This window comes from Paracoccus xiamenensis (assembly GCF_011308835.1).
Lineage (GTDB): Bacteria > Pseudomonadota > Alphaproteobacteria > Rhodobacterales > Rhodobacteraceae > Paracoccus > Paracoccus xiamenensis.
The window spans coordinates 824,773-847,924 of sequence record NZ_JAAOHY010000001.1; the positions used below are offsets into that span (position 1 = coordinate 824,773).

23 protein-coding genes are annotated in these 23,152 nt (G+C 65.4%); 12 read left to right on the top strand and 11 right to left on the bottom strand.

Annotation, left to right across the window (positions count from 1 at the left end; all coding sequences use genetic code 11):
• Positions 1–4: 4 nt before the first annotated feature.
• On the top strand, positions 5–142 hold the full coding sequence (locus tag G7044_RS04050; protein ID WP_166326264.1) for a hypothetical protein: 138 nt from the start codon (positions 5–7) through the stop codon (positions 140–142).
• 144 nt (positions 143–286) lie between these two features.
• Positions 287–1,384, top strand: coding sequence for a patatin-like phospholipase family protein (locus G7044_RS04055; protein ID WP_166326266.1), 1,098 nt, complete (start codon positions 287–289; stop codon positions 1,382–1,384).
• Here the strand turns inward: G7044_RS04055 and G7044_RS04060 are convergent.
• From G7044_RS04060 to G7044_RS04075, 4 genes are all read right to left on the bottom strand, one after another.
• A complete protein-coding gene (locus G7044_RS04060) occupies positions 1,293–2,024 on the bottom strand; it encodes a DUF502 domain-containing protein (RefSeq protein ID WP_166326268.1) in 732 nt (243 codons plus the stop codon). The two genes, G7044_RS04055 and G7044_RS04060, sit on opposite strands and share 92 nt — an antisense overlap.
• A gap of 94 nt (positions 2,025–2,118) precedes the next feature.
• Complete coding sequence (locus tag G7044_RS04065; RefSeq protein WP_166326269.1) at positions 2,119–3,048, bottom strand: pseudouridine-5'-phosphate glycosidase; 930 nt, start codon at positions 3,046–3,048, stop codon at positions 2,119–2,121.
• Positions 3,045–3,938, bottom strand: a complete 894-nt coding sequence (locus tag G7044_RS04070; protein WP_166326271.1) for a PfkB family carbohydrate kinase — start codon at positions 3,936–3,938, stop codon at positions 3,045–3,047. The genes G7044_RS04065 and G7044_RS04070 overlap by 4 nt, the downstream gene beginning before the upstream one ends.
• A 58-nt stretch (positions 3,939–3,996) precedes the next feature.
• On the bottom strand, positions 3,997–6,450 hold the full coding sequence (locus G7044_RS04075; RefSeq protein WP_166326273.1) for a penicillin acylase family protein: 2,454 nt from the start codon (positions 6,448–6,450) through the stop codon (positions 3,997–3,999).
• A 124-nt stretch (positions 6,451–6,574) separates the two neighbouring features.
• On the opposite strand from G7044_RS04075, the gene G7044_RS04080 reads away from it, so the two are divergent.
• Positions 6,575–7,441 carry an NAD(P)-dependent oxidoreductase gene (locus G7044_RS04080; protein ID WP_166326275.1) on the top strand — a complete coding sequence of 289 codons (867 nt, stop codon included), beginning with the start codon at positions 6,575–6,577 and terminating at the stop codon, positions 7,439–7,441.
• Positions 7,442–7,481: 40 nt separating this feature from the next.
• Here the strand turns inward: G7044_RS04080 and G7044_RS04085 are convergent, their stop codons facing one another.
• From G7044_RS04085 to G7044_RS04095, 3 genes are read right to left on the bottom strand one after another with little or no spacing between them, the layout of a single operon-like run.
• Positions 7,482–8,531 carry a TRAP transporter substrate-binding protein gene (locus G7044_RS04085; RefSeq protein WP_166326277.1) on the bottom strand — a complete coding sequence of 350 codons (1,050 nt, stop codon included), beginning with the start codon at positions 8,529–8,531 and terminating at the stop codon, positions 7,482–7,484.
• A gap of 32 nt (positions 8,532–8,563) precedes the next feature.
• On the bottom strand, positions 8,564–9,853 hold the full coding sequence (locus tag G7044_RS04090; RefSeq protein ID WP_166326279.1) for a TRAP transporter large permease: 1,290 nt from the start codon (positions 9,851–9,853) through the stop codon (positions 8,564–8,566).
• A complete protein-coding gene (locus tag G7044_RS04095; protein WP_166326281.1) occupies positions 9,853–10,443 on the bottom strand; it encodes a TRAP transporter small permease in 591 nt (196 codons plus the stop codon). The genes G7044_RS04090 and G7044_RS04095 overlap by 1 nt, the downstream gene beginning before the upstream one ends.
• 291 nt (positions 10,444–10,734) lie before the next feature.
• On the opposite strand from G7044_RS04095, the gene G7044_RS04100 reads away from it, so the two are divergent.
• Positions 10,735–11,730, top strand: a complete 996-nt coding sequence (locus tag G7044_RS04100; protein WP_166326283.1) for a YeiH family protein — start codon at positions 10,735–10,737, stop codon at positions 11,728–11,730.
• A gap of 48 nt (positions 11,731–11,778) precedes the next feature.
• Here the strand turns inward: G7044_RS04100 and G7044_RS04105 are convergent, their stop codons facing one another.
• From G7044_RS04105 to G7044_RS04120, 4 genes are all read right to left on the bottom strand, one after another.
• Positions 11,779–12,519, bottom strand: a complete 741-nt coding sequence (locus tag G7044_RS04105; RefSeq protein ID WP_166326285.1) for an ATP-binding cassette domain-containing protein — start codon at positions 12,517–12,519, stop codon at positions 11,779–11,781.
• On the bottom strand, positions 12,516–13,487 hold the full coding sequence (locus G7044_RS04110) for an ABC transporter permease (RefSeq protein ID WP_328803801.1): 972 nt from the start codon (positions 13,485–13,487) through the stop codon (positions 12,516–12,518). The genes G7044_RS04105 and G7044_RS04110 overlap by 4 nt, the downstream gene beginning before the upstream one ends.
• Before the next feature lie 39 nt (positions 13,488–13,526).
• On the bottom strand, positions 13,527–14,498 hold the full coding sequence (locus G7044_RS04115; RefSeq protein WP_166326287.1) for an ABC transporter substrate-binding protein: 972 nt from the start codon (positions 14,496–14,498) through the stop codon (positions 13,527–13,529).
• A gap of 84 nt (positions 14,499–14,582) precedes the next feature.
• A complete protein-coding gene (locus G7044_RS04120; protein WP_166326289.1) occupies positions 14,583–15,308 on the bottom strand; it encodes an SDR family oxidoreductase in 726 nt (241 codons plus the stop codon).
• A 240-nt stretch (positions 15,309–15,548) separates the two neighbouring features.
• Here G7044_RS04120 and G7044_RS04125 point away from each other — a divergent pair, with 240 nt between their 5' ends.
• The 8 genes from G7044_RS04125 (at position 15,549) to G7044_RS04160 (ending at position 23,152) form a co-directional block, all read left to right on the top strand.
• Positions 15,549–16,322 carry an SDR family NAD(P)-dependent oxidoreductase gene (locus G7044_RS04125; protein WP_166326291.1) on the top strand — a complete coding sequence of 258 codons (774 nt, stop codon included), beginning with the start codon at positions 15,549–15,551 and terminating at the stop codon, positions 16,320–16,322.
• 8 nt (positions 16,323–16,330) lie between these two features.
• On the top strand, positions 16,331–17,389 hold the full coding sequence (locus G7044_RS04130) for a class II aldolase/adducin family protein (protein ID WP_166326293.1): 1,059 nt from the start codon (positions 16,331–16,333) through the stop codon (positions 17,387–17,389).
• Positions 17,382–18,620, top strand: coding sequence for an FGGY family carbohydrate kinase (locus G7044_RS04135; RefSeq protein ID WP_166326295.1), 1,239 nt, complete (start codon positions 17,382–17,384; stop codon positions 18,618–18,620). The genes G7044_RS04130 and G7044_RS04135 overlap by 8 nt, the downstream gene beginning before the upstream one ends.
• Positions 18,621–18,633: 13 nt before the next feature.
• Complete coding sequence (locus tag G7044_RS04140) at positions 18,634–19,674, top strand: LacI family DNA-binding transcriptional regulator (protein ID WP_166326297.1); 1,041 nt, start codon at positions 18,634–18,636, stop codon at positions 19,672–19,674.
• A 76-nt stretch (positions 19,675–19,750) separates the two neighbouring features.
• Positions 19,751–20,683 carry a sugar-binding transcriptional regulator gene (locus G7044_RS04145; protein WP_207630152.1) on the top strand — a complete coding sequence of 311 codons (933 nt, stop codon included), beginning with the start codon at positions 19,751–19,753 and terminating at the stop codon, positions 20,681–20,683.
• A gap of 138 nt (positions 20,684–20,821) precedes the next feature.
• Entirely contained in the window at positions 20,822–21,715 is an 894-nt protein-coding gene (locus G7044_RS04150; RefSeq protein ID WP_235931125.1) for a tagatose-bisphosphate aldolase, read from the top strand.
• Complete coding sequence (locus G7044_RS04155) at positions 21,699–22,598, top strand: ROK family protein (protein WP_166326301.1); 900 nt, start codon at positions 21,699–21,701, stop codon at positions 22,596–22,598. Before G7044_RS04150 ends, G7044_RS04155 begins: the two co-directional genes overlap by 17 nt.
• Positions 22,595–23,152 (top strand): AAA family ATPase, encoded by a 558-nt coding sequence (locus G7044_RS04160; protein ID WP_166326303.1) that lies wholly within the window; start codon positions 22,595–22,597, stop codon positions 23,150–23,152. Before G7044_RS04155 ends, G7044_RS04160 begins: the two co-directional genes overlap by 4 nt.

Here is a 23,152-nt window from a genome sequence, read left to right on the forward strand (position 1 = left end):
TGCCATGAGCCAAGCCGTCAAAGCCGTCCTGTCCGGTGAAACCGCCTCTGCCCGCGAATTGCTGGGCGATGCTGTGGGTGTGCTGGCACTGTCCGTTACCATGGCCACCGTTTTGTGGCTTCCTGCGATCCTGTCTGCCTGACCTGTTCCAGCTCGGTCCCCCTGGCCTTGGATCAGTTCCTTGCGGGTGGTGTGGCGAAAGCCCGCCGCCCGCTTTTTTATGCGGCGTTGCAGCAGGCGGCTGAATCGGCGTAAGAATCCGCCAGGAAACAGGCAGGATACGCATATGGATCGGCGCAGCATCAACCTCGCCCTTCAGGGCGGTGGGGCGCATGGCGCTTTTACCTGGGGGGTGTTGGACCGCCTTCTGGACGAGCACTGGCTGGACATCGCAGCGATCAGTGGGACCTCGGCCGGGGCCTTGAATGGCGCGGCCTTGCAGGCGGGGCTGGCGGCGGCAAAGGGGCGGCACGCACGTCAGGCCGCACGCGAAAACCTGGCGCATATCTGGTCAGAGGTGGGGCAGGTCAGCGATTCCGCGATCGTCCGCTGGCTATGTTCCTTCTCGCCCGTGCCGCGCGCCATGGAACGCTGGGCCGAGGCGTTTTCGCCCTTTGCCTGGCTGGACAGCATGACGCGGATGTTCAGCCCCTACGATTCCGGCCCCTTCTATACCAACCCGCTGCGCGGCATTCTGAAGAACATGCCCTATCCACAGTTGGGGGCAGAAGGCGGGACGCGGCTTTTCGTCAATGCCACCAATGTGCGGACCGGTCAGCCGCGGGTTTTCAGCGATGCCGAGGTGACGGTGGATGCGGTGCTGGCCTCGGCCTGCTTGCCGACGATCTATCGCGCGGTACAGATCAACGACCCCCTCACCGGTCGCATGGAAGAATACTGGGATGGCGGCTATTCGGGTAACCCCTCGCTTTGGCCGCTTTACGCGCCGGGGTTGCCGCGCGACATTGTGTTGGTCAACATCAACCCCTTGCGGCGCGAGGCGCTGCCGAAAACACCCGCCGCCATCGCCGACCGGGTGAACGAGGTCAGCTTCAACACAGCGCTTCTGTCAGAGTTGCGGGCCGTCTATTTCGTCAAGCGACTGCATGATGAAGGGCGGCTGGAAGGCAAGGTGATGAAGAACGTCCTGATGCATATGATCCTGGACGACACGCTGATGAACGATCTTAGCGCGCGCACCAAGATCCTGCCCGATCCCGGTCTGTTGCAGCGCATGTTTGCGGCAGGTCAGGTGGCAGCAGACAGCTTTCTGGAACAGCATGCAGGTGACCTCAATCACCGCGATTCGGTTGATTTTGCGGCGCTGTTCCCACGGGCGGCACCGATCCATCCGTCGGTGGATACACCAGCCCGCCCGAGATAATCAGCTTGGCCGCGTCCTCGACCCCCATGTCAAGGATATGGACGTCTTCCTCGGGCACGAACAGCAGAAAGCCCGAGGTCGGGTTGGGTGTGGTTGGCACGAAGACCGCCAGATAGTTCCCGCTTCCCATGGTGGCGCTGATCCGCGCCACCTCGCCCTTGGCGGGGCCGGCGACAAAACCCAGACCCCACAGACCCTTTCGGGGATATTCGATCAGACAGGCGCGGTCGAACTTGTCATCGTCCTGGCTGAGGATGGTTTCCGCGATCTGTTTCAGCCCGCCATGGATGGCACCGATGAAGGGGACGCGGGTGACGACCGCCTCGCCCGCCTCGATCACCGCGCGGCCGATCCAGACGCGTGCGATGATGCCGATCAGCAAGGTGAAGATCAGAAAGACCAGCACGCCGATGCCGCGCAGGTCGATGCCGATATGGTTTTCCGGGCGCCAGCGCGGCGGGATCAGCGGCAGAACCCAGCTGTCCATCCAGCCGGTCAGTGCCCAGATCAGCCAGACGGTGATGCCAATCGGGGCGATGACGATCAGCCCGGTCAGGAACGATGCGCGCAGCGCTGAAAACGGGCCAGAGCGGCGGCGCTTCACTTGCGCCGGGCGCAGCGGAGGCAGGTCTTGGGTCATCGCGGTTTCCTTCCCCCGCGATGCTTTCCAACCCGCCCGATTCCGTCAAGCCCTGTTTTCAAGGCATTGATGTCACGAAACTTTCATCTCGGGGTCAGACGGAATTTTCAAGCGCTGCGGCGTCGACGGCGATTTTTGCGGCAAGGCGGGCATTGTTCAGCACCAGGGCGATGTTGGCCTCTAGCGAGGCGCCCGTGGTCAGCTCGAAAATGCGCTGCAGCAGATAGGGGGTCACGGCCTTGGCGGCGATGCGGTGTTGGGCGGCATCCGCCAGCGCCTTTTCAACGATCGGGCCGATGACAGTGCGGGGGATCTCGGCTTCGGCCGGGATCGGGTTGGCGACCAGCAGGCCGCCGGGCAGGCCGAGCCGCGCGCGGATGGCGGCAGCGCGGGCGATCTGGGCCGCATCGTCCATGCGCAGCGGCGCTTTCAGTCCCGAATCCCGCGACCAGAAGGCGGGCAGCTGGTCTTGCCCGAAGGCGATGACCGGCACGCCAAGGGTTTCCAGAACTTCCAGCGTTTTCGGCAGGTCGAGGATCGCCTTGGCGCCCGCGCAGACCACGGTGACGGGGGTTTGCGCCAGTTCCTGAAGGTCGGCGGAAATGTCGAAGCTGAGTTCCGCCCCGCGATGGACGCCGCCTATCCCGCCAGTGGCGAAGACCCCGATCCCAGCCAAATGGGCGCAGATCATGGTGGCGGCGACAGTCGTCGCGCCGGTGCGGCCCGCTGCGACGCAGACCGCCAGATCGGCGCGCGACAGCTTCATCACCTGCGCCTGCGGGGTGCGGGCCAGCTGTTCCATCGCGGCATCGTCCAGACCGATCCGGATGCGGCCATCCATGACCGCGATGGTGGCGGGCACGGCACCATGGGCGCGGATCTCTGCCTCGACCTTGCGGGCCATTTCAAGGTTCTGCGGGAAGGGCATGCCATGGGTGATGATGGTCGATTCCAGCGCCACGATGGGGGCGCCCTTGGCGCGGGCCTCGGCCACTTCGGGCGCGTAGTCGATCAGGTTCTTCATGGCATGTCCTTTCCCGAAACATGGGCAGCAGCGGCTTGGGTGGCGCGGGTCAGCGCCTGCATCCGGTCAAGGCCGGCGCGTTCGGCGGCCAGATGGGCGGCAAGGAAGCAGTCACCCGCCCCGGTGACGCGGGCGATTGTAACGGGTGGCGGCGTGATGTTGATGACGCCCGCGCCGGCCAGCCCGTCGGCGACCGGCTGGCCGCCATCGGTGACCAGCACCCGATGCATCCCCAGATCCAGCATCGCCAGGGCAGCAGTTGCGGCATCGGGCAGATCGCGCCGGGCCAGCACCTCGGCCTCATAGCGGTTCAGATAGAAGCAGCCATGGGCCGACCCGATCAGCGGAGCAAGCCGTTCGGCCTTGCCGGGGCTGGCCGGCACGATGCGCAGATCAGCCTGTGCAAGACCTGGCTCCTGCGCGATGCGGGACAGTTGGTCCATGGTCAGGTTGCCGTCAATTACTGCGACGCCCTGCCAGGGCGCGGCCTCGGCAGCCAGGCGGCCATCGCGGATCGGCGTCAGCACGGATTCGCCCGCTTCTTCCAGCGAATGGGCGTCAGCGACGGCGGCGATCAGGCCGTTCACATCCTCGATCGCCATATACACATCGGTCGGGCCGCCATCGCGGCACAGAAAATCGGTCACGACGCCCAGCTTGGTGACGGCGGCGATCAGCGCCTCGCCTTCGCTGTCGCGGCCAACGGCCGACAGGATGGCCGGCGTCATGCCCCAGCGCGAGACGGCAAGCGCCACGTTCAGCGCCACGCCGCCCGGAATATGGCTGATCCGGCCCGGCATGTCGGCACCCGTTGCCATGGGACGCGGGCAACGGCCGATCACGTCCCAGAGCATAGCCCCAATACATAGAAGGTCAGCTTGCTTGCTCATCCGCCCTACCAGATTTCATCCGTTAATATTCCGCCGCTGCCCGCTTTGCCAAGACGGCCTAGCGGCCCGCAGGCCCGGCTGCGGCGGGAAGCAGCCGCGTGACACCCGCCGCCGCCGCCCGCGCGAGATCCGGGTCCAGCGACATCGTCACATATTCGCCGCGCCGCCATTTCACCGCAAGGTCGTCATAATGGCGCGAGAAGGGATGCCCCGACTGGCCCGAAGCGATGATGAAGACCGAGCTGTCGGGGTCCGCCAGATCGTAAACGCCGCGATAGCCCGCCCCGCTGATCGGCTGGAACGGGCGTCCGCCCGCGTCCTGCGCCGGTGCGCGTGCCAGCGTGGTATCGCCGCCCGACAGCGATTGGCGCAGATTGGCGATCCAGCCGAGGCGCGGGATCGGCCCAAGCGCGGGGTGCATCTGCACGGCCTCATGCGCATCGCCCCAACGCCAGCTGGTCACATCGGGGCCGTAGCGGTCGGTCAGGTCCAGGATCGCCGCATCCAGCGCCTGCCGGGCCAAGGTTGAACAGGATTCGACCGCCGCCGACTGGCGGATATCGCACCAGGCCGCCGCGCCGCCACGATTGCGATAGACCCGCTCGATAAAGGCTGGCTGAAGGGGGGCGATGTGATCGGCCAGCGGGCCCAGCTCGTCCCGGATCAGGCGATCCTGAAGCGCGCGCATCCAGGCGGCATAGATCAGCGGTTCGGGCAGGTGTTCGCTCATCGCGCCGTCCCATTCTGCCAGCAGGCGCAGGGCATCCTGGCGCTGGCGTTCGGGCGTGCCTTGGGCCGCCGGCTCGCCTGCGAACCACAGATCGGCACCGACCAGCGGCAGCAGCGCGCGGGCGGCGGGGCTGACGATGTCCAGTTGGGTTTCGATGAAACTGTCGCGGCTATGGACCTCGCGGCCGTCCAGAAGCCGGCGCAGACGTTCGCGGCGCAGGGCGGAATCGCCATCGAAGCCGTAAGCGCCGCCGCTTAGCGCGCCGGTCGACAGATCAAGCCCGTTTTCCGTCGCATCCGGCGATTCCGGGCGACCGAGGCCTTGCCAGCGGTTGCCGGCGATCCAGCCCGGCGTCGGCATCCGACCTTTGGTGGCGTGATCCGCCAGCCGCTGCGGGACCAGCCCGATCAGCCGTTCAGCAATGCCGTCGCGATCGGCCAGCGACAGCCGCACGGCCGGGGCAACCCAGTCCTGCGCGGCGGTGAAGGCAGCGTTGCGGTCGGGCGCGGTCATGACGCCGATCAGCGCGCTCATGGTTCGGTCGTCCGAGGTCAACCCGGTCCAGTTCAGCGAGGCGGCAAACCCCGCCGGCATGACCGAACCGAGGCCAAAGCTTGTTGCCGACAGCAGCGGGCCGTTTTCGGTCTCGCGCAGGGTGATGGCACGGTCCTCGCTGTCGCGGACGCGGATGATCTCGCGCCGGGCGGTGAAATCCTGCCAGCCGGTGACGCCGCGATAACGGTTCATGTCGCCGGGCTGGATCTCCTCGATATGGATGTCGGCATCGTCGATCTGGGCGGGCACGAAGCCCCAGGCCAGCTTGGCCGAACGTCCCGACATCACCGCCGGGATCCCTGGAATGGTGGCCCCGATCACATCGCCCGATTGCAGCTGCATCCGCGCCAGATACCACAGCGACGGCAGGGTCAGCGCCGCCTGCGGGTCGTTTGCCAGCAGCGGCTGGCCGGCGGTGGTGCGCTGCCCGTCGGCGGCGAAGGCCGTGGCGCCGTTGCCTGCGAAGGGCCGCAGATAGCCGGCGAGGTCATAGGGCCAGTCCTGTCCCCCGGCGGGCTGCGTGGGCGAGATACGGGCCGCTGAAAACAGCGTCGCATAGGCCGGCATGGCCGGTTCGCCCAGGCCCGCGACCAGGTCCTGCCCGCGTTCGGGCGCCACCAGCGACAGCTGGGCGCGCAGCACCTCGGCCGGGATCTGGCGGCTGCTGGCGGCGGCGAACAGTTTCAGGATGGCCAGCGAATCGGCAGGCTGCCAATAGGCGATGTCATCGGGAAACAGGAAGAATTCCGGGGCGCCTCGGCCAAGCGCGCCTTGATTGACGATCTCGATCCACTGATTCACACCATCGGCATAGGCCTGCAACGCCTCGCGCGTCTGTGGCGTCTGTGCCGCCAGCGAGGCGCGGGCGACCCTTGCGATCCCGATGCGCCTGGCCAGATCATCGGCCGGCAGGGCGCGGGTGCCATAAATCTCGGCCAGACGACCCTGCGCGGCGCGGCGCAGAACGGTCATCTGGAACAGCCGGTCCTGCGCATGGGCAAGACCAAGCGCGAAATAGGCGTCGCTATCGGCTGTGGCAAAGATATGCGGCACGTTCTCGGTCGACCGGACGATCTCGACCGGCTGGGTAATCCCGGCCACGCGATAACTGGCGTCATAATCGGGCAAAGAGCGGACGGCGAAATACCAGATCAGCCCCGTTGCCAGCAACAGCCCGACGATCAAACCGAGGGTCAGCCGCAAAAACCAGCGGAACAGGGTCAACATGTCGGGCAGGGTCCTTCGCAACGCCCTCGCTTGACCGCGGGGCCGGGGGGTGGTGTCTTTGCGGTTGTGTAGGCCAAGCGAAGCTGGCTTTCAACGCGGATAACAGCAGGACAAGGGGGCCTTTATGGCGAAGGTGGCATTTCTGGGACTGGGCGTGATGGGGTTTCCGATGGCGGGCCATCTGGCGGCGGCGGGCCATGATGTCACCGTCTATAACCGCAGCGCAGCCAAGGCCGCAGACTGGGTTTCGCGGCACGGCGGCAGCGCTGCGGCAACCCCGCGAGAGGCCGCCTCGGGCGCGGAATTCGTCATGGCCTGCGTGGGCAATGATGACGACCTGCGCAGCATCTGCCTGGGCGATGATGGCGCATTCGCCGGCATGGCGACCGGCGCGGTCTTTGTCGATCACACCACGGTTTCGGCGCGGGTCACGCGCGAGTTGGCCGAAAAAGCCGCCGAGACCGGGATCGGCTATGTCGACGGGCCGGTTTCGGGCGGGCAGGCGGGTGCCGAGAATGGCCAGCTTTCGGTAATGTGCGGCGGCGAACAGGGCGAATTCGACCGCGCCCAGCCGGTGATCGACGCCTATGCCAAGATCTGCCGGCTGATGGGGCCGGTGGGGGCCGGGCAGACGACTAAGATGTGCAACCAGATCGCCATTGCCGGTCTGGTGCAGGCGCTGTCTGAATCGCTGCGCTTCGCCGAGGCCTCGGGGCTGGACATCGAAAAGGTGGTCGAGGTCATCAGTCAGGGCGCCGCCGGCAGCTGGCAGATGTCGAACCGCCACAAGACCATGGCGGCGGACGAATTCGACCACGGTTTCGCCGTCGACTGGATGCGCAAGGATCTGGGGATCTGTCTGGACGCCGGCGACGATCTGGGCGTCAGCCTGCCGGTCACCGCGCTGGTGGATCAGTTCTACAAAGAGGTGCAGGGCATGGGCGGCGGGCGTTGGGACACCTCGTCACTGATCGCCAGGTTGCGGCGCTAGGGCCTGACCCGGGCGGCGGGGTGCGCCGCCCGGACCTGTTTCAGTTGATCTCGGACGCGCGTTCTGCATCAACCTCGGACTGGGCGGCGGCCACGGCTTCCTCAAAGGCGGCGAAGACTTCGGCGCCGTCTTCGACGCTGGTCGTGAACCATTCATAGACCGGGGCGGCGGCTTCCTGGAATGCGGCCTTTTCTTCGGCGGTGGGCACATAAAGATCGCCGCCTGCAGCCGCAAATTCCTCGTACCCCGCGATGGACTTGCGCTTGGGGCTGGCGAAGGTGGCCTGCTGCAATTGATAGAAGCCATCGGCGACGATCTGGCGCATATCCTCGGGCATGGACATGAACCTGTCGTTCGACATGAACCAGAACCCGCCCATATAGGAATGGTTGTCCAGCGTCAGATAGTTCAGACCCGCATCGGGGAATTTCATGTTCATGATGTCGGTGATGCCGTTCTGCGTGCCCTCGACGACGCCGGTCTGCAACGAGGTGAACAGGTCGGGCCAGGGGATCGGCGTGGGCGAGGCACCAAGCGCGCGCACCAGTTCCTGCGGCAGGTCGGCCTCGACCGTGCGCAGCTTCATTCCGGCCAGATCGGCGGGGGTCTGCACGCGCTTTTCCGTATTGGCGATGCTGCGCCAGCCGCCGGTATTGCCGATGGTCATCAGACGGATCTTGCCGCCGCTGCTGTCCAGCATCCTGTCGCGCAGCATGGTGGGGAAATCGCTGGTCAAGACCGCCTCTGCGACGCGGTCGTCACTCATCAGATATGGCAGGTCAAGAATTTGAATATACGGGAAAATCCCTGCCGCACCGCCCGAGGTCGACATGAAAATGTCGATTGAGCCGTCGGCCACACCCTGCAGGCACTCGGCACCATTGCCGCAAAGCTGGGTCCCGATGAACAGATCGACCTTGATCGCACCGTTCGAGGCGTTCTCGACATAATTCTTGAACACGACCAGCCCGTCGAAATCCTCGTCCTGCTCGTTGGAATTGGCGGTTGCGCGCAGGGTGTATTCCTGGGCCGCGCCGGTCCCCGCAAGGGCCGCCAGCAGCAGCATAGAGGTCAATGTCGTCTTCAGCATCGTCTTCTCCCGTGTTGGTGGTTCATTCCTACCTAATCGGCGAAGCCCGTCAAACGCGGGACAGTCATCGAGATGGCGGGGACATAGGTGATCAGAAAGATCACGGCGATCTCCATCAGCAGGAAGGGCAGGATTGCGCGGGATATGGTAGAGATCCGCTCTCCTGAAACAGATGAGGCCACGAACAGCACCAGCCCCATCGGCGGCGTGATCAGGCCCACGGTCAGGTTTACCGACATGATGATGGCGAAATGGATCGGATCGACCCCCATCTGGGTAAAGATCGGCCCCAACACCGGGCCAAGGATGATGATCGCAGGGCCGGCATCCAGAAACATGCCGATACCGAACAGCAGAAGATTGATGAGGAACAGCAGGATCAGCGGGTTTTCCGACAGGCCGAGGATCATCTCGGCCAGGATTTCGGGTGCGTGCGACAGGCTGACCACGGTCTTGAAGGCCATGGCCGCACCAACCAGCAACAGGACGACCGCCGACATCGCCGCAGCGCGTTGCAGGATGCCCGGGATGTCGCGCAAGGTCAGCGTGCGCATGACGAACAGCCCTATCATCAGCCCGTATGCGGCGGCGACAGCGGCGGCTTCGGTTGGTGTGAAGACGCCGCCAAGGATGCCACCCATGATGATGACGGGGGTCATCAGCGGAAAGAAGGCCCGCAGGCTGGCCTGGCCGCGTTCGCGCCAGCTGGTCTTGCGGCTGGCAATGGGGAAATCATACCGGTCGGCCATGACCTTCACCATCAGCATCAGTGACAGTCCGACCATAACACCGGGCAGGATGCCCGCCAGAAACAGCGCCGCCACGCTTTCGCCCATGACATAGGCATAGATGATCATAATCCCCGACGGCGGGATGATCGGCCCGATCACGCTGGAGGCCGCGGTGATCGCGGCCGAAAACCGCCGCGTATAACCCTGCTTTTCCATCGCCGGGATCAGCATCGACCCAAGCGCCGAAGTGTCCGCGACCGCCGAACCCGAAAGCCCCGCAAACAACATCGAGGACAGGATGTTCACATGCGCAAGCCCGCCGCGCAGATGGCCCATCAACGCCTGACTGAACTCGACCAGCCTTTCGGTGATGCCGCCGCGATTCATCAGCTCGCCCGCCAGCATGAAGAAAGGGATCGCCATCAGCGGAAAGCTGTCCATGCCGTTATAGGCGTTGCGATACAGCAGCGCGACATCGCGCTCCTGCCCGTTCAACCACAGCACAAGACCGGGCGCGGCCAGAAGCGCAAAAAAGACCGGCAGGCCGATCATCAACAGGATCAGGAACAGGGGCAGAAACCAGATCAGCATTACTCGGCCTCGGCGATGGCGACGGGGGGGATCGGGGTCAGGGCGGCCTCATGCCCCAGCAGGCGGATCAGGCTGCGCAGGATCAGTTCGGCATTGACCATTGCGAGCAGGACAAAGCCCGTGAACAGCGACAGATACATCCATGCAAGCTTGATCCGCATCGCCTGCATGCCGATCAGGTCCAGCGGCAGGCGTAACGAGGATGAATTGAACAGCCAGCCCGAGCCGACATGTTTCCAGCCGAAATGCAGCGCCATTGCCAGCACCGCGCCCGAGACGATCAACAGCAGCAGCGAAAGAAGCGCGGACAGGCGCGGGGGCAAGGCCAGATCCAGCATGTCGATGGCGACGAAACCGCCCCGGCGATAGACGGCGGGTGCTGCCAGCCCGGTCATCCACAGCATCAGAAACCGCGCGGCTTCCTCGGGCCACGGCAGGGCGCTGTTCAGCACATAGCGGCAGAAGACCTGCACCAGGATCACCACCACCATCAGCGCCAGCGCCGATGCGGCAAGGATCGCGCCTAACCGAGCCAGCCGCGCGTTGATCCATTCCAGCGGCTTCAACGCTCCCAACAGCATTTCGCCCATCATGTCTCCTTTTATCGCGCCCGATCCGGCCCTTTCACTCGATGCCAGCTTTGGGGCGGACGCCTTCGCGTCGCTACCCGGTGCCGGACAGGGCCGAGCCTCGGCATTCGGCGCGCGACAGGCAAGCCGAAATCGGCAGCCCCCGCGCCGGAGTGCGGGGCCGGTCGGAATTGCCGCCCCGATCAGGTCATTCGCCAAGGATCGAGACCGCGCCTGATGGGGCGCGGCCCTTGACTTCGCGGTGCCATGGGCGGATTGCGGCCGACAACTGATCTGGGCAGGAGAAGGCCGATGCGGGCGGAAATGGGGCGCGATTGGGCCCATCGAATGGTGCCGGGCTTGCTGGTGGCGGTGCTGGTGGCGGTGGCGGCGCAATTCGTGGCCGAACATTACGGCGCACCGGCGATGCTGATGGCGCTGCTGTTCGGGATCGCGCTGAACTTCCTTGGACAAGAGGGCCGCGCGGTCGAAGGGATCGGCTTTGCCAACCGTGTTGTGCTGCGGGTTGGCGTGGCGCTGATGGGTGCGCGGATCAGCGCCGGGCTGCTGGCGGATCTGGGGGTTGGCACGATCGCCATGCTGGTCCTTGGCATTGTGCTGACCATCGGTGCAGGCGTGGTGCTGGGCCGGCTGCTGCGGCAGGATCCGCGTTTTTCGGTGCTGACCGCGGGGGCGGTCGCGATCTGTGGGGTATCGGCGGCCATTGCCATTGCCGCCGTGCAGCCGCGCACCGAAAAAAGCGATCAGCAGCTGATGTTCACCGTGCTGGGCATCACCATGTTGTCGACGCTGGCGATGATCCTTTATCCCGCCATTGCCGCCGCCTTCGGGATGACCGACCGCATGGCGGGGATCTTCCTTGGCGGTACGATCCACGATGTTGCGCAGGTGGTCGGGGCCGGGTTCTCCATCTCGGATGAGGCCGGAGAGACCGCGACCCTGGTCAAGCTGATCCGGGTCAGCATGCTTGCGCCGGTGGTGATTGCCCTGTCGCTTTGCTACCGCGGTCGGGGGGCGACGGCCGGGGCGGGGGTGCCGCTGCCCGGCTTCGTGATCGGCTTTGCGGTGCTGGCGGCCATCAACTCGCTTGGCTGGCTGCCCGAACCGGTCAGGGCGGCGCTGCAACAGCTGTCCGGCTGGGCGCTGCTGATCGCCATCGCCGCAGTCGGAATGCGCACCCGACTGGATCAGGTCCTGAAGGTCGGACCCGGTGCGATCGCGTTGCTTGTGGCCGAGACGCTTTTTCTGGCAGGCTTCGTTCTGATCGTCTGCGAGCTCCTCGTCTGAACGCGCCCGGAACCCAGTCCGCCGGGCGCGGCGGTTCGTGACCCGAGGCTACAGCGTCGCGCCCATCATCATCCGGACGATCTCTTCGTCATTGGTCTCGGCTGGGCGGCGCTCGCCCGCCACCACGCCGCGCGCCAGCACGATGATCCGGTCGGCGGCGGCGAAGATGTCGGGCAGGTTGTGCGAGATCAGGATGATCCCCACACCCTTCGCTTTCAGCCGATGGATCAGCGCCATGACCTCGCGCTGCTCGGGCACACCAAGCGCCGCCGTGGGTTCGTCCATGATGACAAGCCCGGCCTGCCAATGGATCGCGCGGGCGATGGCAATGGCCTGACGCTGGCCGCCCGACATCTCGCGCACGGGTGCGGCCGGGTCGGGGACGACGATACCAAGGCTTTTCATCACCTCGACCGCGTCGTCCCGCATCGTCTTGCGGTCCAGAAACGGCAGGCCAAAGCGGCGGATCGTGCGTTCGCGGCCCAGATACAGGTTCAGGCCGGGGTCCAGATTGTCGGCAAGCGCGAGATCCTGATAGATCGTCTCGATCCCGGCCGTCCGCACGGCCTCGGGCGTCTTGCCGGTCAGCAGGTCGCCATTCAGAAAGACCTGGCCATCAGTCGGCTGATAGACGCCAGAGATCATCTTGATGACCGTGGATTTGCCGGCCCCGTTATCGCCCGCCAGCACCACGCATTCGCCCGGACCGACGGTGAAGGTGACGTTCTTCACCGCCTCATTGCCGCCGAAACGCTTGCGCAGGCCTTCGACCTTCAGCAGTTCGCTCATGCCTTGCCCCCCACGATGCGGTCCTTGGACTGGTCGACCAGCACCGCCACGATGATGACAAGCCCCACCGCGACGAATTGCCAATAGGGCGGCAAACCGCAGAAAACGAGGCCGAATTGGATGACCGCGATGATGAAGGCCCCGATGACCGTGCCGGAGATGGTGCCCTGTCCGCCGGTCAGCGACGCGCCACCGATAAAGACCGCGGCGACGGCATAAAGCAGGATGGGTTCGCCCGAATTGGCCGCCCCGGCCGAGAAGCGGAAGGTATAGATCAGCCCGCCCATCCCGGCCGTCAGGGCCGAGATCACGAAAAGCATGATCAGGTGTCGCTTGACGTCGACGCCCGCCCGCTCGACCGATGCCGGATTGGCGCCAAGCGCATAGGTATGCGCGCCAAAGCGGGTGTGTTTCAGCACGTAATGGCAGATCAGCGCCAGCACCATTGCGGTAACCAGCGGTATCGGAAAGCCCAGCAGGGTGCCGTTGCCCAGTTCGCGGGCATGTTCGTTGCGGATCGACACGGTCGCACCGCCGGCCATGATCAGCGCCGCGCCCCGCGCAACGCCGTAAGTGCCCAGCGTGCCGATGAAGCTTGGCACCGCCAGCCAGGCGACCAGCCAGCCATTGACGACGCCCACGATGGCCGCCGCCGCCAGTCCGGCAAATGCAGCAAGGGCCACGATGCCCCAGCCGGCATCGACACCGCCCGCACGGATCACCAAGGCGATCACCACCGACGCAAGACCGGACGAGAACGCAATCGACAGGTCGATATGTCCGGCCACGATCACCAGAGTCAGCCCAAGCGCCAGCAGCAGGATCTGCGATGCCGCGACCGCGATGGATTGCAGGTTATAGACCCGGAACAGGAAGGTGCTGCCGGTCTGCGTCTGGGCGTAAACCTCGAAAAAGCCGAGGATCAGCACCAGAAACAGCCATGACCAGGCGTTGAGCAGGGACTTCACGAATGAAGTCCCATTCCGTTGCACGACATGATCCATCATTCATTCCGAATAGATGAATTTCTTGGTCGCCTCGTCATCGACATTGCCGGCGTCGATCACGGTAAATCCGGTGCCGATGCTGGTCGGGATCGATTCCCCTGTCAGGTTGGCATAGGCCGCCATGACACCGAAATAGCCGATCTCGGCCGGGTGCTGCGCGATGGCAGCATCGACCAGGCCCGAGGAGATATTGTTGACGATTGAAGCGGGCGCATCAAAGGCCACGACGGTCACGTCGTCGATCTTGCCCGCACTTTCGACACCGTTCCCAGCCCCAAGCGCGGAAAACAGATTGGCGCCGAAGACGCCCTTGATGTCTGGGTTGCGCGCCAGCACGGCCTGGAACTGCGAGGCGGCAAGCGAGGCGTCATTCTCGTTATACTGGGTTTCCAGCACCTCGATATCGGGGAAATTCTCGGCCATTTCGGCCTTGAAGCCTTCCTCGCGCTGATCGGTTGTCGATACGCCGGGCCGCAGGTTGGCGACATAGACCTGACCCGTGGCACCGATCTTGTCAGCCATATAGCGCGCCGCCATCCGGCCACCGCCGATATTGTCCGAGGCGATATAGGCCAGCGGAAAATCACCGTCGCCGCCGCCGTCCTGATACATGCCGTCGTCAATGAAGGTGTCGACGGTGATCACCGGGATGCCGGCATCCGATGCGCGGCGCAGGGGCTCGATCATCTGCGTGCTGTCGGTGGGTGCGATCAGGATCGCGTCGGGACCGCGCCCGATCACCGCGTCCAGCACGGGGGTCTGCAGCACCGGGTCGAACTCCTCGGCACCCTGAAAGTCGACCGTGATGCCAAGCGCCTCTGCGGCAGCCTGCGCGCCGCGGTTCATGGTGATATAGAAAGCGTCAGTGGTCAGGCCCGGCACCAATGCAATGGTCACGTCCTTGGCGTCCTGCGCCAAAGCGGCAGTGGCCATCGCGCAGGCAAGCGCGGCCGAAGTGATGATGTTCCTCATGCGTGTCTCCTCCTGTTGGGGCGCGGCCTGGATGGGGCCGCATCGGTCCGCCACGCTCCTCTCGCGGCGGGTCGTCTGCGGCCGTCAGATCTGCTGCGCGCGCGGCAGGATCACCAGGTCGCGGATGGTTACGTTGCGCGGGCGTGTCAGCATGAACAGCGCCGCGTCAGCAACGTCCTCGGATCGCAGGCCTAGGCCTTCGGCGGCCTTGCGGTCGATCTCCTCGGGGTCGGAAATGCCCCACAGATCGTTCAGAACCACGCCGGGCGCGATGGCCAGAACGCGCACGTCCTGCGGCCCGACCTGCTGGCGCAGCCCATGGACAAATGACTGCACCGCGTGTTTCGAGGCGGAATAGACCGGCTCCCACGGGATCGCCTGATGGCCGGCGACCGAACTGGTGACCAGGATGTCGCCGCCGCCGCGTTCGATCATGCCGGGCAGCACCGCGCGGACCATCTGAAAAACGGCGACGACATTGGTCGCCAGCACCTTGTCGATGTCCTGCGGATCGGCCTCGACCAGATCACCGGCCAGATAGATCCCGGCATTGGCCATCAGGATGTCCACCGGTCCCAGCGTCTTTTCCACCTGTTCCAGCACCATCTCCGACGCCCCCGGCCCGGTAAGGTCGGCAGCAAGCGCGACGGCATCCGGTCCCAACCGCTCGGCCGCCGCCTGCAGCTTTTCGGTCGACCGCGCCACAAGGGCCACCTTGGCGCCGGCCGCGACAAGCGCCTCTGCCGTGGCCAACCCGATGCCCGAACTGGCCCCGGTAATGAGCGCCACTTTCCCCCGAATGTCCGGCATCGTCCCCCCCTTCGATTCACTGCGCGGGATCGCCCCGCCGAGTCCTCCGGTTGCAGGCTGACATCAAAAATTACGCGCGTAAATAAAAATCTTTCAACCAACTTTTCCGATGAGCGAGTGGGGGTTGTATAATCAGGCTACGCAGCGGCAACTTCTGTCCAGTCTTCACACTTTAAAATTGACGCATGTAAATTGTGTGGCGCATGCTTTGCAGGAATGACATGCAAGGGGAGGCGGGCAATGTATCTGCAAAAGTTTGACCTCGGCGGAAGGTCGGCATTGGTGACCGGTGGCGCGCAAGGTATCGGTGCGGCCTGCGCCGAGGCGCTCGCCGAGGCGGGCGCCCGGGTGGTGATCGCCGATCTGGATACCGCCGCCGCCGAGACGCGGGCGGCAGCCATCCGCGACGCGGGCGGGCAGGCGGTGGGGGTGTTTCTGGACGTCACCGACAGCACCGGTGTCGAGGCCCTGGCCGAGGCGTTGGAGGCGGATGGCGGCGTTGATATCCTGATCAACAATGCCGGTATCGTGCAGTCGAACATGCCCGCCGAGGACTGCCCAGACGACCATTGGCGGCGTCACATGGCGGTTAATCTGGACGGGGTCTTTTTCTGCGCCCGCAGTTTTGGCCGGCGGATGCTGGCGCGGGGACGGGGCAGCATAGTCAATATGGGCTCGATGTCGGGGCTGATCGTGAACAAGCCGCAGGAGCAGAGCTTTTACAACGCCTCGAAGGCCGGCGTGCATCACCTGACGAAATCGCTGGCTGCTGAATGGGCCTCCCGCGGGGTCCGTGTCAATGCCGTCGCGCCGACCGTGATCGAGACAGAGCTGGTCAGCCGTGTGTTGAAGGACATCCCCGAGATGGAACGGATCTGGCTGGACATGACCCCGATGAAACGCCTCGGCCGCCCGGATGAGATCGCCTCGGTCGTGCTGTTTCTGGCCTCGGACGCGTCCAGCCTGATGACCGGCGCCATTGTATCGGCCGATGCCGGCTATACCTGCTGGTGATCGGGGTGGTGGCGGTTCCCGAAGGTCCGATCTGGGACGATTTCCTGACCGTCTCGGCCCGGATCGGCGGCGATGTCGGGCTGGTTCAGGGGGCGGGTGGGAATACCTCGCTGAAGGATGGCGCGACGATGTGGATCAAGGCGTCGGGCACCTGGCTGGCCGATGCGGCGACGGAACCGGTCATGGTGCCGGTCGATCTGGCGGCGCTGCGCGGGCGGGTGCTGTCGGGGGATCTGATGGAATCCGAGATTGCCGCCATGACGCTGCCGGGCGGGCCGGCGGGCCTGCGCGCTTCGGTCGAGGCACCGTTCCACGCCTTGCTGCCGGGGCGCTGCGTGATCCATGTCCATTGCGTCGATACGATTGCCATGGCCATTCTCGCGGACGGACAGGCGCGGCTTGCCCAACGGCTTCCGGGGGTGGCCTGGCACTGGCAGCCCTACGTCAAGCCGGGTGTGCGGCTGACAATGGCGATGCGAGCGGCTGGGGCCGATCGCGCTGCGATCATCGTGCTGGGCAATCACGGCCTGATCGTCAGCGCCGATACACCGCTTGAGGCCGAGGAGCTGATTGCCGATATGCGGCATCGTCTGGGCGGGGATATCGCCCCATCGCAAGCGGCGATGCCGGCGCTGCCGGCACTGGAAGGGACCGGCTATGCACCGGCGCAGGTGCCAGACGGCCATGATCTTGCCCTGTCGCAGGCGCTGTGCGCGCTTGCCGGGAACTGCGCCATCGCGCCGGATTTCGTCGTTTTCTTCGGCCCTTCTGTGCCGATCCTGCAACCCGGCCCGGACCTGCCCGCGCGCCTTTCCGCGCTGTCGGCGCAACCGCTGCCGCTGAATGCGGTGGTTCTGGTCGAGGGGCAGGGCGCGCTGATCCGCACCGACGCCATGCGCGGGACCGAGGCGTTGCTTGCCGGATATGCCCAGGTTCTGAAACGCTATCTCAGCAATGGCGGCGGTGAGATCCGCTATTTCAGCCCGGCCGAATGCGCCGAATTGCTGAACTGGGAGGCAGAGAAATATCGCCAGGCACAAAACCGTTCGGGGCAGGGCGATGCCTGAGGCCTTCGTCATCATCGACATCGGCAAGACCAACATCCGCGCGATACTGGCAGATCTGACCGCACGGCAGGAACTGGCCGTACGCCGCATGGAAAACCACGTCCTGCCGGGGCCGCCCTATCCGCATCTTGATGTGAAGGTGCAGGCTGCGTTTATCATCTCGGCGCTGACAGAATTCGCGGCGCTGGCACGGCTTACCGGTGTCATGGTCATCGGCCATGGCGCGACGGTGGCGCTGGTGGATGATTCCGGGCTGGTTCTGCCAGTTCTGGATTACGAGTTTTCCGGCCCTGACGAACTGGCAGCCGAATATGACCGGCTGCGGCCGGATTTCGCCCTGACCGGTTCGCCCCGGATGCCGGGCGGGCTGAATATCGGTGCGCAACTGCACTGGCTGCGCCGCTGTTTTCCCGAGCGGGTGGCGCAGGCACGCCAGGCGCTTTTCTGGCCGCAATACTGGACTTGGTGGCTGACCGGTCGCGCCGTCAGCGAGATTTCCTATGCCACCAGCCATGCCGACCTGTGGTCGCTGGCTGACGGGACGCAGGTGGACGGCATGGCAGGCGGGCTGTTTCCGGCGCTGGCTTCGGCTTGGTCGGTTGCTGGCACTTTGCGCAAAGATCTGGCAGCGGCCCATGGCTTGCCGGCGGACCTGACTGTCCATGTCGGCGCACATGACAGCAGTCTTGCGCTGGTGCCCCATGCCGGACGCGGGCGGCGTGCGCCCTCGGTCGCGATGTCGACCGGGACATGGCTGACGGCCTTCGCCATTGGGGTCGAGGCGATGCCGCCGAAGGCCTTGCCGGGTGTGATGGCCAGTCTGGATATCTTCGGGCAATTGGTGCCGAATTTCCGTTTCATGGCCGGGAAGGCGCGGGCCGATATTCTGGCCGCCCCTGTTGATCTGGCCGCGCGTCCGGCAGAGACGTGCCGGATCGAACAGGATCCGGCAACGGGGCAATTCCGGCTGCTGGATAAGGCGGGACGCCCCGCACGCCCGGACGGCGACAGCCCCGCAGCCGGGTTGGACCGGCTGCTGGCAGGCGCGGCACTTGACGGCATGCGGGCGATCGGCGCGCGGGGGCCTGTCCACGTCACCGGCCCCTTTGCGGCCAATGCCGATTTCATCGGCGCGTTGCAAAGGGGCTGGAATTTCCCCGTGAATCCGCGCAGTTATGAACAAAGCCTCGTCGATCAGGTCGCCTCGCTGTTCGATGAAGCGCAGGGCTGACATTGGGACGGGCATGACACGCAAGACGATCCGCACGATGGAAGAACTGGCCACCGAGATTGACGTCTCGCGGCCGACGCTGTCGCGTTACTTTCACGACCCGTCCAGCGTGCGCAGCAAGACCCGCGCCAAGATCGAGGCGCGGCTGACCGCCGTCGACTATGTGCCGAACTTTTTCGCCCGCAACCTCAACCGCAAGCGCACGCGGCTGATCGGGGTGGTGGTGCCGCATCTCAACGACATTTTCCAGACCAGCCTCATCAACGCCATCGACGCCGCCGCCGGCGAAAGCGACTATAAGATCATCGTTCAGAATTCGGACAACGACCCCGCCCGCGAAGCAGCGGCGATCGAGGCGCTTCGGTCGATGAATGCGGATGGTATCCTGATCGCACCGCTGGGGCTGGCCTCGGATACCGAGATGCTGCGCCGGGCGGAAACCCATCTGCCGCTGGTGCTGATCGATTCGCGTGCCGACACCGAGATCGAGGCCTTCGATTTCGTCGGCAATGACAATCACCACAGCATCGGGCTGGTGGTCGATTATCTGGTCCGCTCGGGCCACGATCCGGTCTTTCTGCCGATGCCACCCGTCAACCTGAACGCGGTCGAACGGGTCGAGGCTTATCGTGCCGCCATGGCCCGGCATGACCGCCCGGCCGAGGTGCTGGCGGATTCGGCGGAGGCCCCGCATTGGGATTTCGAACGCCACGGCCATTCGGTGATGCACGCCGAATTCGCTGCCGGCCGGCACACCCGCGCGACGGTGCTTTGCGCCAGTGACCGGGTGGCGATGGGGGCGCTGAAAGCCGCGCATGAATTCGGGTTGTTCCCGCAAGGCAAGGCGTCGGGGTTCCACCTGGCCGGGCATGACAATGATGCGCTGACCCGCTTTCTGCATCCCGGCCTGACCACGGTCGAACAGGATGTGCCGCGGATCGCGCGCGAGGCGGTCTCGATCCTGCTGGGCCGGATCGAAACGCCGCGCAGCCCGGATGGCCCCCATGATTTCCGCCGAATCCCGGGCCGGCTGGTGCTGCGCGAATCTGCCTGATCGCTCTGACCATTGCGGTGCAGGCGCAATTCCGGCAGTCAGGTTACAGCTGAAATTTCTTTCACACGAGGATTTCATGGTCCGCCGTCCCACATCCGCCCGGCTTTTGAACCGCAGCCTGATGCATGCGGCGGCGCGGCTGCATTACCTGGACGGGCTGTCCCAGCTTGAGGTGTCGCGGCGGATGGAGGTTTCGACCGCGACGGTTTCACGGTTGCTGGCGCTGGCGCGAGAGGAAGGGATCGTGCGCATTCAGGTCGTCGATTTCGACGAGGCGGACATTCTGGGCGAGAAGCTGGCGCTGGCGCTGGGTTTGCAGGCCGTCAGGGTCATCGACGGCGCGCTTCCCGCAGCACTTGGTGCCGAGGTTGCGGCGCTTCTGCAGCGGGCCGGGCTGGCGGCGGGTGCGGTCTTGGCCATCGGCTGGGGGCGCACGGTGCAAAGCGTGATCGCCGCAGGCCTGCCGCAGCTGCCCGGTCTGGTGGTGGTGCCCACAACCGGCGGCATGAGTGAGACCGCCTCGCATTTCCAGATCAACGAATTCGTGCGCAAGGCGGCAGCCCAGATGGGGGCCGAGGCGCGGTTTCTGCACGCCCCGTCCACCGTTTCGGACGAATTGCGGGCCGTGCTGGCGCGCGATCTCGACGCGGCGCAGGTCATCGCCGCCTGGGGCCGGGTCGATGCGGCCATTCTGGGCATCGGCCTTTATCATCGCGGTGCCGGCAGCGATCCCGGCCTTGACGCGGCCGCGGCCGAGGCGGCGGTGGGCGATGTGGCGCGCCACTATGTCGACCTTGAAGGCCGCGATATCGCGTGGCCCGGCATGCACGGGCTGATGTCGATCAGCCGGGCCGAATTGCAGCGCATTCCGCTGTCCATCGGTGCCGCCATGGGGCGCGAAAAGGCTGCTGCCATCATCGGCGCTGTACGTTCCGGCATGGTCAATGCGCTGGTGACCGATACCCGGGCCGCCGCTGCCATGCTGGAGCTGCTGGCCGCGGACGGTTAGCAGAAATATATTTCTGAAAAATATTGTTGTACGTACAATTGGCCCGCGCTAGGCTGCCGTTCGGGGCAGCCTGCTGGCTGCCGATGTGCATATGCCGGACGGCATGACATCAGGGGGGACGGCCCGATGACTTCGGCCATGACCACGTCGGAACGACGCGGCTATCAGCAGATCTGCGGCCAGAATGGCATGATGATGGTGGTGGCCTGCGACCAACGGGGCGGGATGCGCAAGGTGCTGGCCGACACCCCTGACGCACAAGCGCGCATCGACGAGGCGACGCTTGGCGTGGTCAAAGCGGGTGTCGTGCGCAATCTGGCCAACAAGGCCTCATGTGTCTTGCTGGATGCGGTTTGCGCAGTACCCGGCGTGGTCGATCAGGGCGTGCTGGGACGCGATACCGGGCTGCTGGTGGGGCTTGATGCCTCGGGCTGGGGGACCGATGCGGCGGGCTATCGCATCTCGCAGCTGGTGCCGGGGGTCGATGCACGCCGCGTGCGCGCGCTTGGCGGGACGGGGGCCAAGCTGATGGTTTATCTGCGCCCCGACCGGCCCGAGGCGAATGCCGTCAATCTGGGCATCATTCGCGACTGCATCGCCGATTTCGGTGCCGAAGACCTGTTGCTGGTGGTGGAAATCCTGACTTACCAGTTGGAAGGGGAAAGTGATGACGATTACCGCGCGGCCTTTCCGGGGCTGATCGTCGAAAGCGCCCGCATCGCGGTCGGGCTGGGGGCGAAAGTGCTGAAGCTGCCCTATCCCGGCACGCCAGAGGCATGCGCCGCGATTTCCGACATTTGCGGCAGCGTGCCTTGGGCAGTGCTGTCGGCAGGGGTGGATCATGCCACCTTCATCGGCCAGGTCGAAACGGCGATGCAGAACGGGGCTTCCGGTGTGATCGCGGGCCGGGCATTGTGGAAGGACTGCATCTCGCTGGATGCGGAGATTCAGCGGGACAGGCTGGAAACCATCGCCAGCGCAAGGCTGAGGGAAATTCAGGGCGTCTTGGACAGATATGCGGGAAGGGCCTGAAAACACGCTTGGGGTGGATGTCGGCGGCACCCATATCCGCGTCGCCCGGATCGCGCGCGACGGAACCATGCATGGCTGCGTGATCGAAGCGGTGCGGCACGACCGCGCCGGGTTTTCCGCCCAGCTTCTGCGATTGATCGACGATCTGCGCGATCCGGGCAGCGTGGCGGTCGGTATCGGCATTCCCGGCCGGGTCGAGGGCGCGACCCAGCGGATCCTGTCGGCGGGCTATCTGGACATTGCCGGGCTGGACCTGCCGCGCCTGATCGCCGACCATGCCGGCCTGCCCGCCCGTGTCGAAAACGATGCCACCATGGCGCTGATTGCCGAGGCCGCGCTGTCAGGCCATGGCGTCTCGGGGTTGATCCTGATGGTCACCATCGGCACCGGGATCGGTGGTGCCGCGCTGCTGGACGGTAGGCCGTGGCACGGTGGCGGCATTGCCGGACAGTTCGGCCATATCGTCGTCGAAGCGGATGGGCCCGCCTGCAAATGCGGCCGGCGCGGCTGTGTCGAGACGCTGAGCTCTGGCACCGCGCTTGGAAGGCTGATCGCGGGCGAGGACTTGCCGCCGGACACTCGGGCAGCAGCTCTTCTTGCGCGGGCTGAGGCAGGCGATCCGGTCGCGTCCGCGGTGCTGGCGGACTGGGCCGAACCCCTGCGCCGGGCGCTGGAAACGCTGGTCGCGGTCGCCGATCCGAAGCTGATCGTGATCGGTGGCGGGGTCGGCGCTGAAATGGTCGCGGCGTTGGCACGTCTGCCGGCGGGTGGGGGCTGGTTCGGCCTGCCGGTCACCGCCGCGCGGCTGGGCGATAATGCAGGCGTAATCGGCGCCGGGCTGGCGGCCATTCCGGCGCCGGAACATCAGGCGAGGACGGCATGAAGCGCGTGGTGCTGGTCAACGGGGTGCCGGCCAGCGGCAAGTCCACCGTGGCCCGCATGTTGGTACGCGCATTGGTGGCAGAGGGCATGGCGGTGGTGCCGCTGGGTCTCGACACCGTGAAGGAAGGGCTTTTCGCCCAGATTGGCACCGGAGACCGAGATCACAACCGGATGCTCGGCCGCGCCAGCTATCACGCGATATTCAACCTGGTCGCAGGATTTTCGGACGGGATTCTGCCGGTGATCGATGCCTGGCACGGCTTTCAGCCCGAAAGCGTGCTGCGCGACCACCTGGCCCGTGCAGGTGCTGCGCGTGTGGTGGAAATCTGGGTTCGGGTGGATCCGGCCGAGGCCGCGCGCCGCTATCGCGCCCGCGCCTGCCGTCGGCATTCGGGCCATCTGCCCGCCAGCTATGCCGAGGAACTGGCCGAACTGGCCGCGCGCGCCCGGCCCATCGCGCTGGGTCCGGTGATCGAAGTCGAAGGCGCGGGCGCGCCGCAGGGCGATCTGGCCGCGCAGGTGCTTGCGGCGCTTCGGGAAGGCGAGACGGGATAG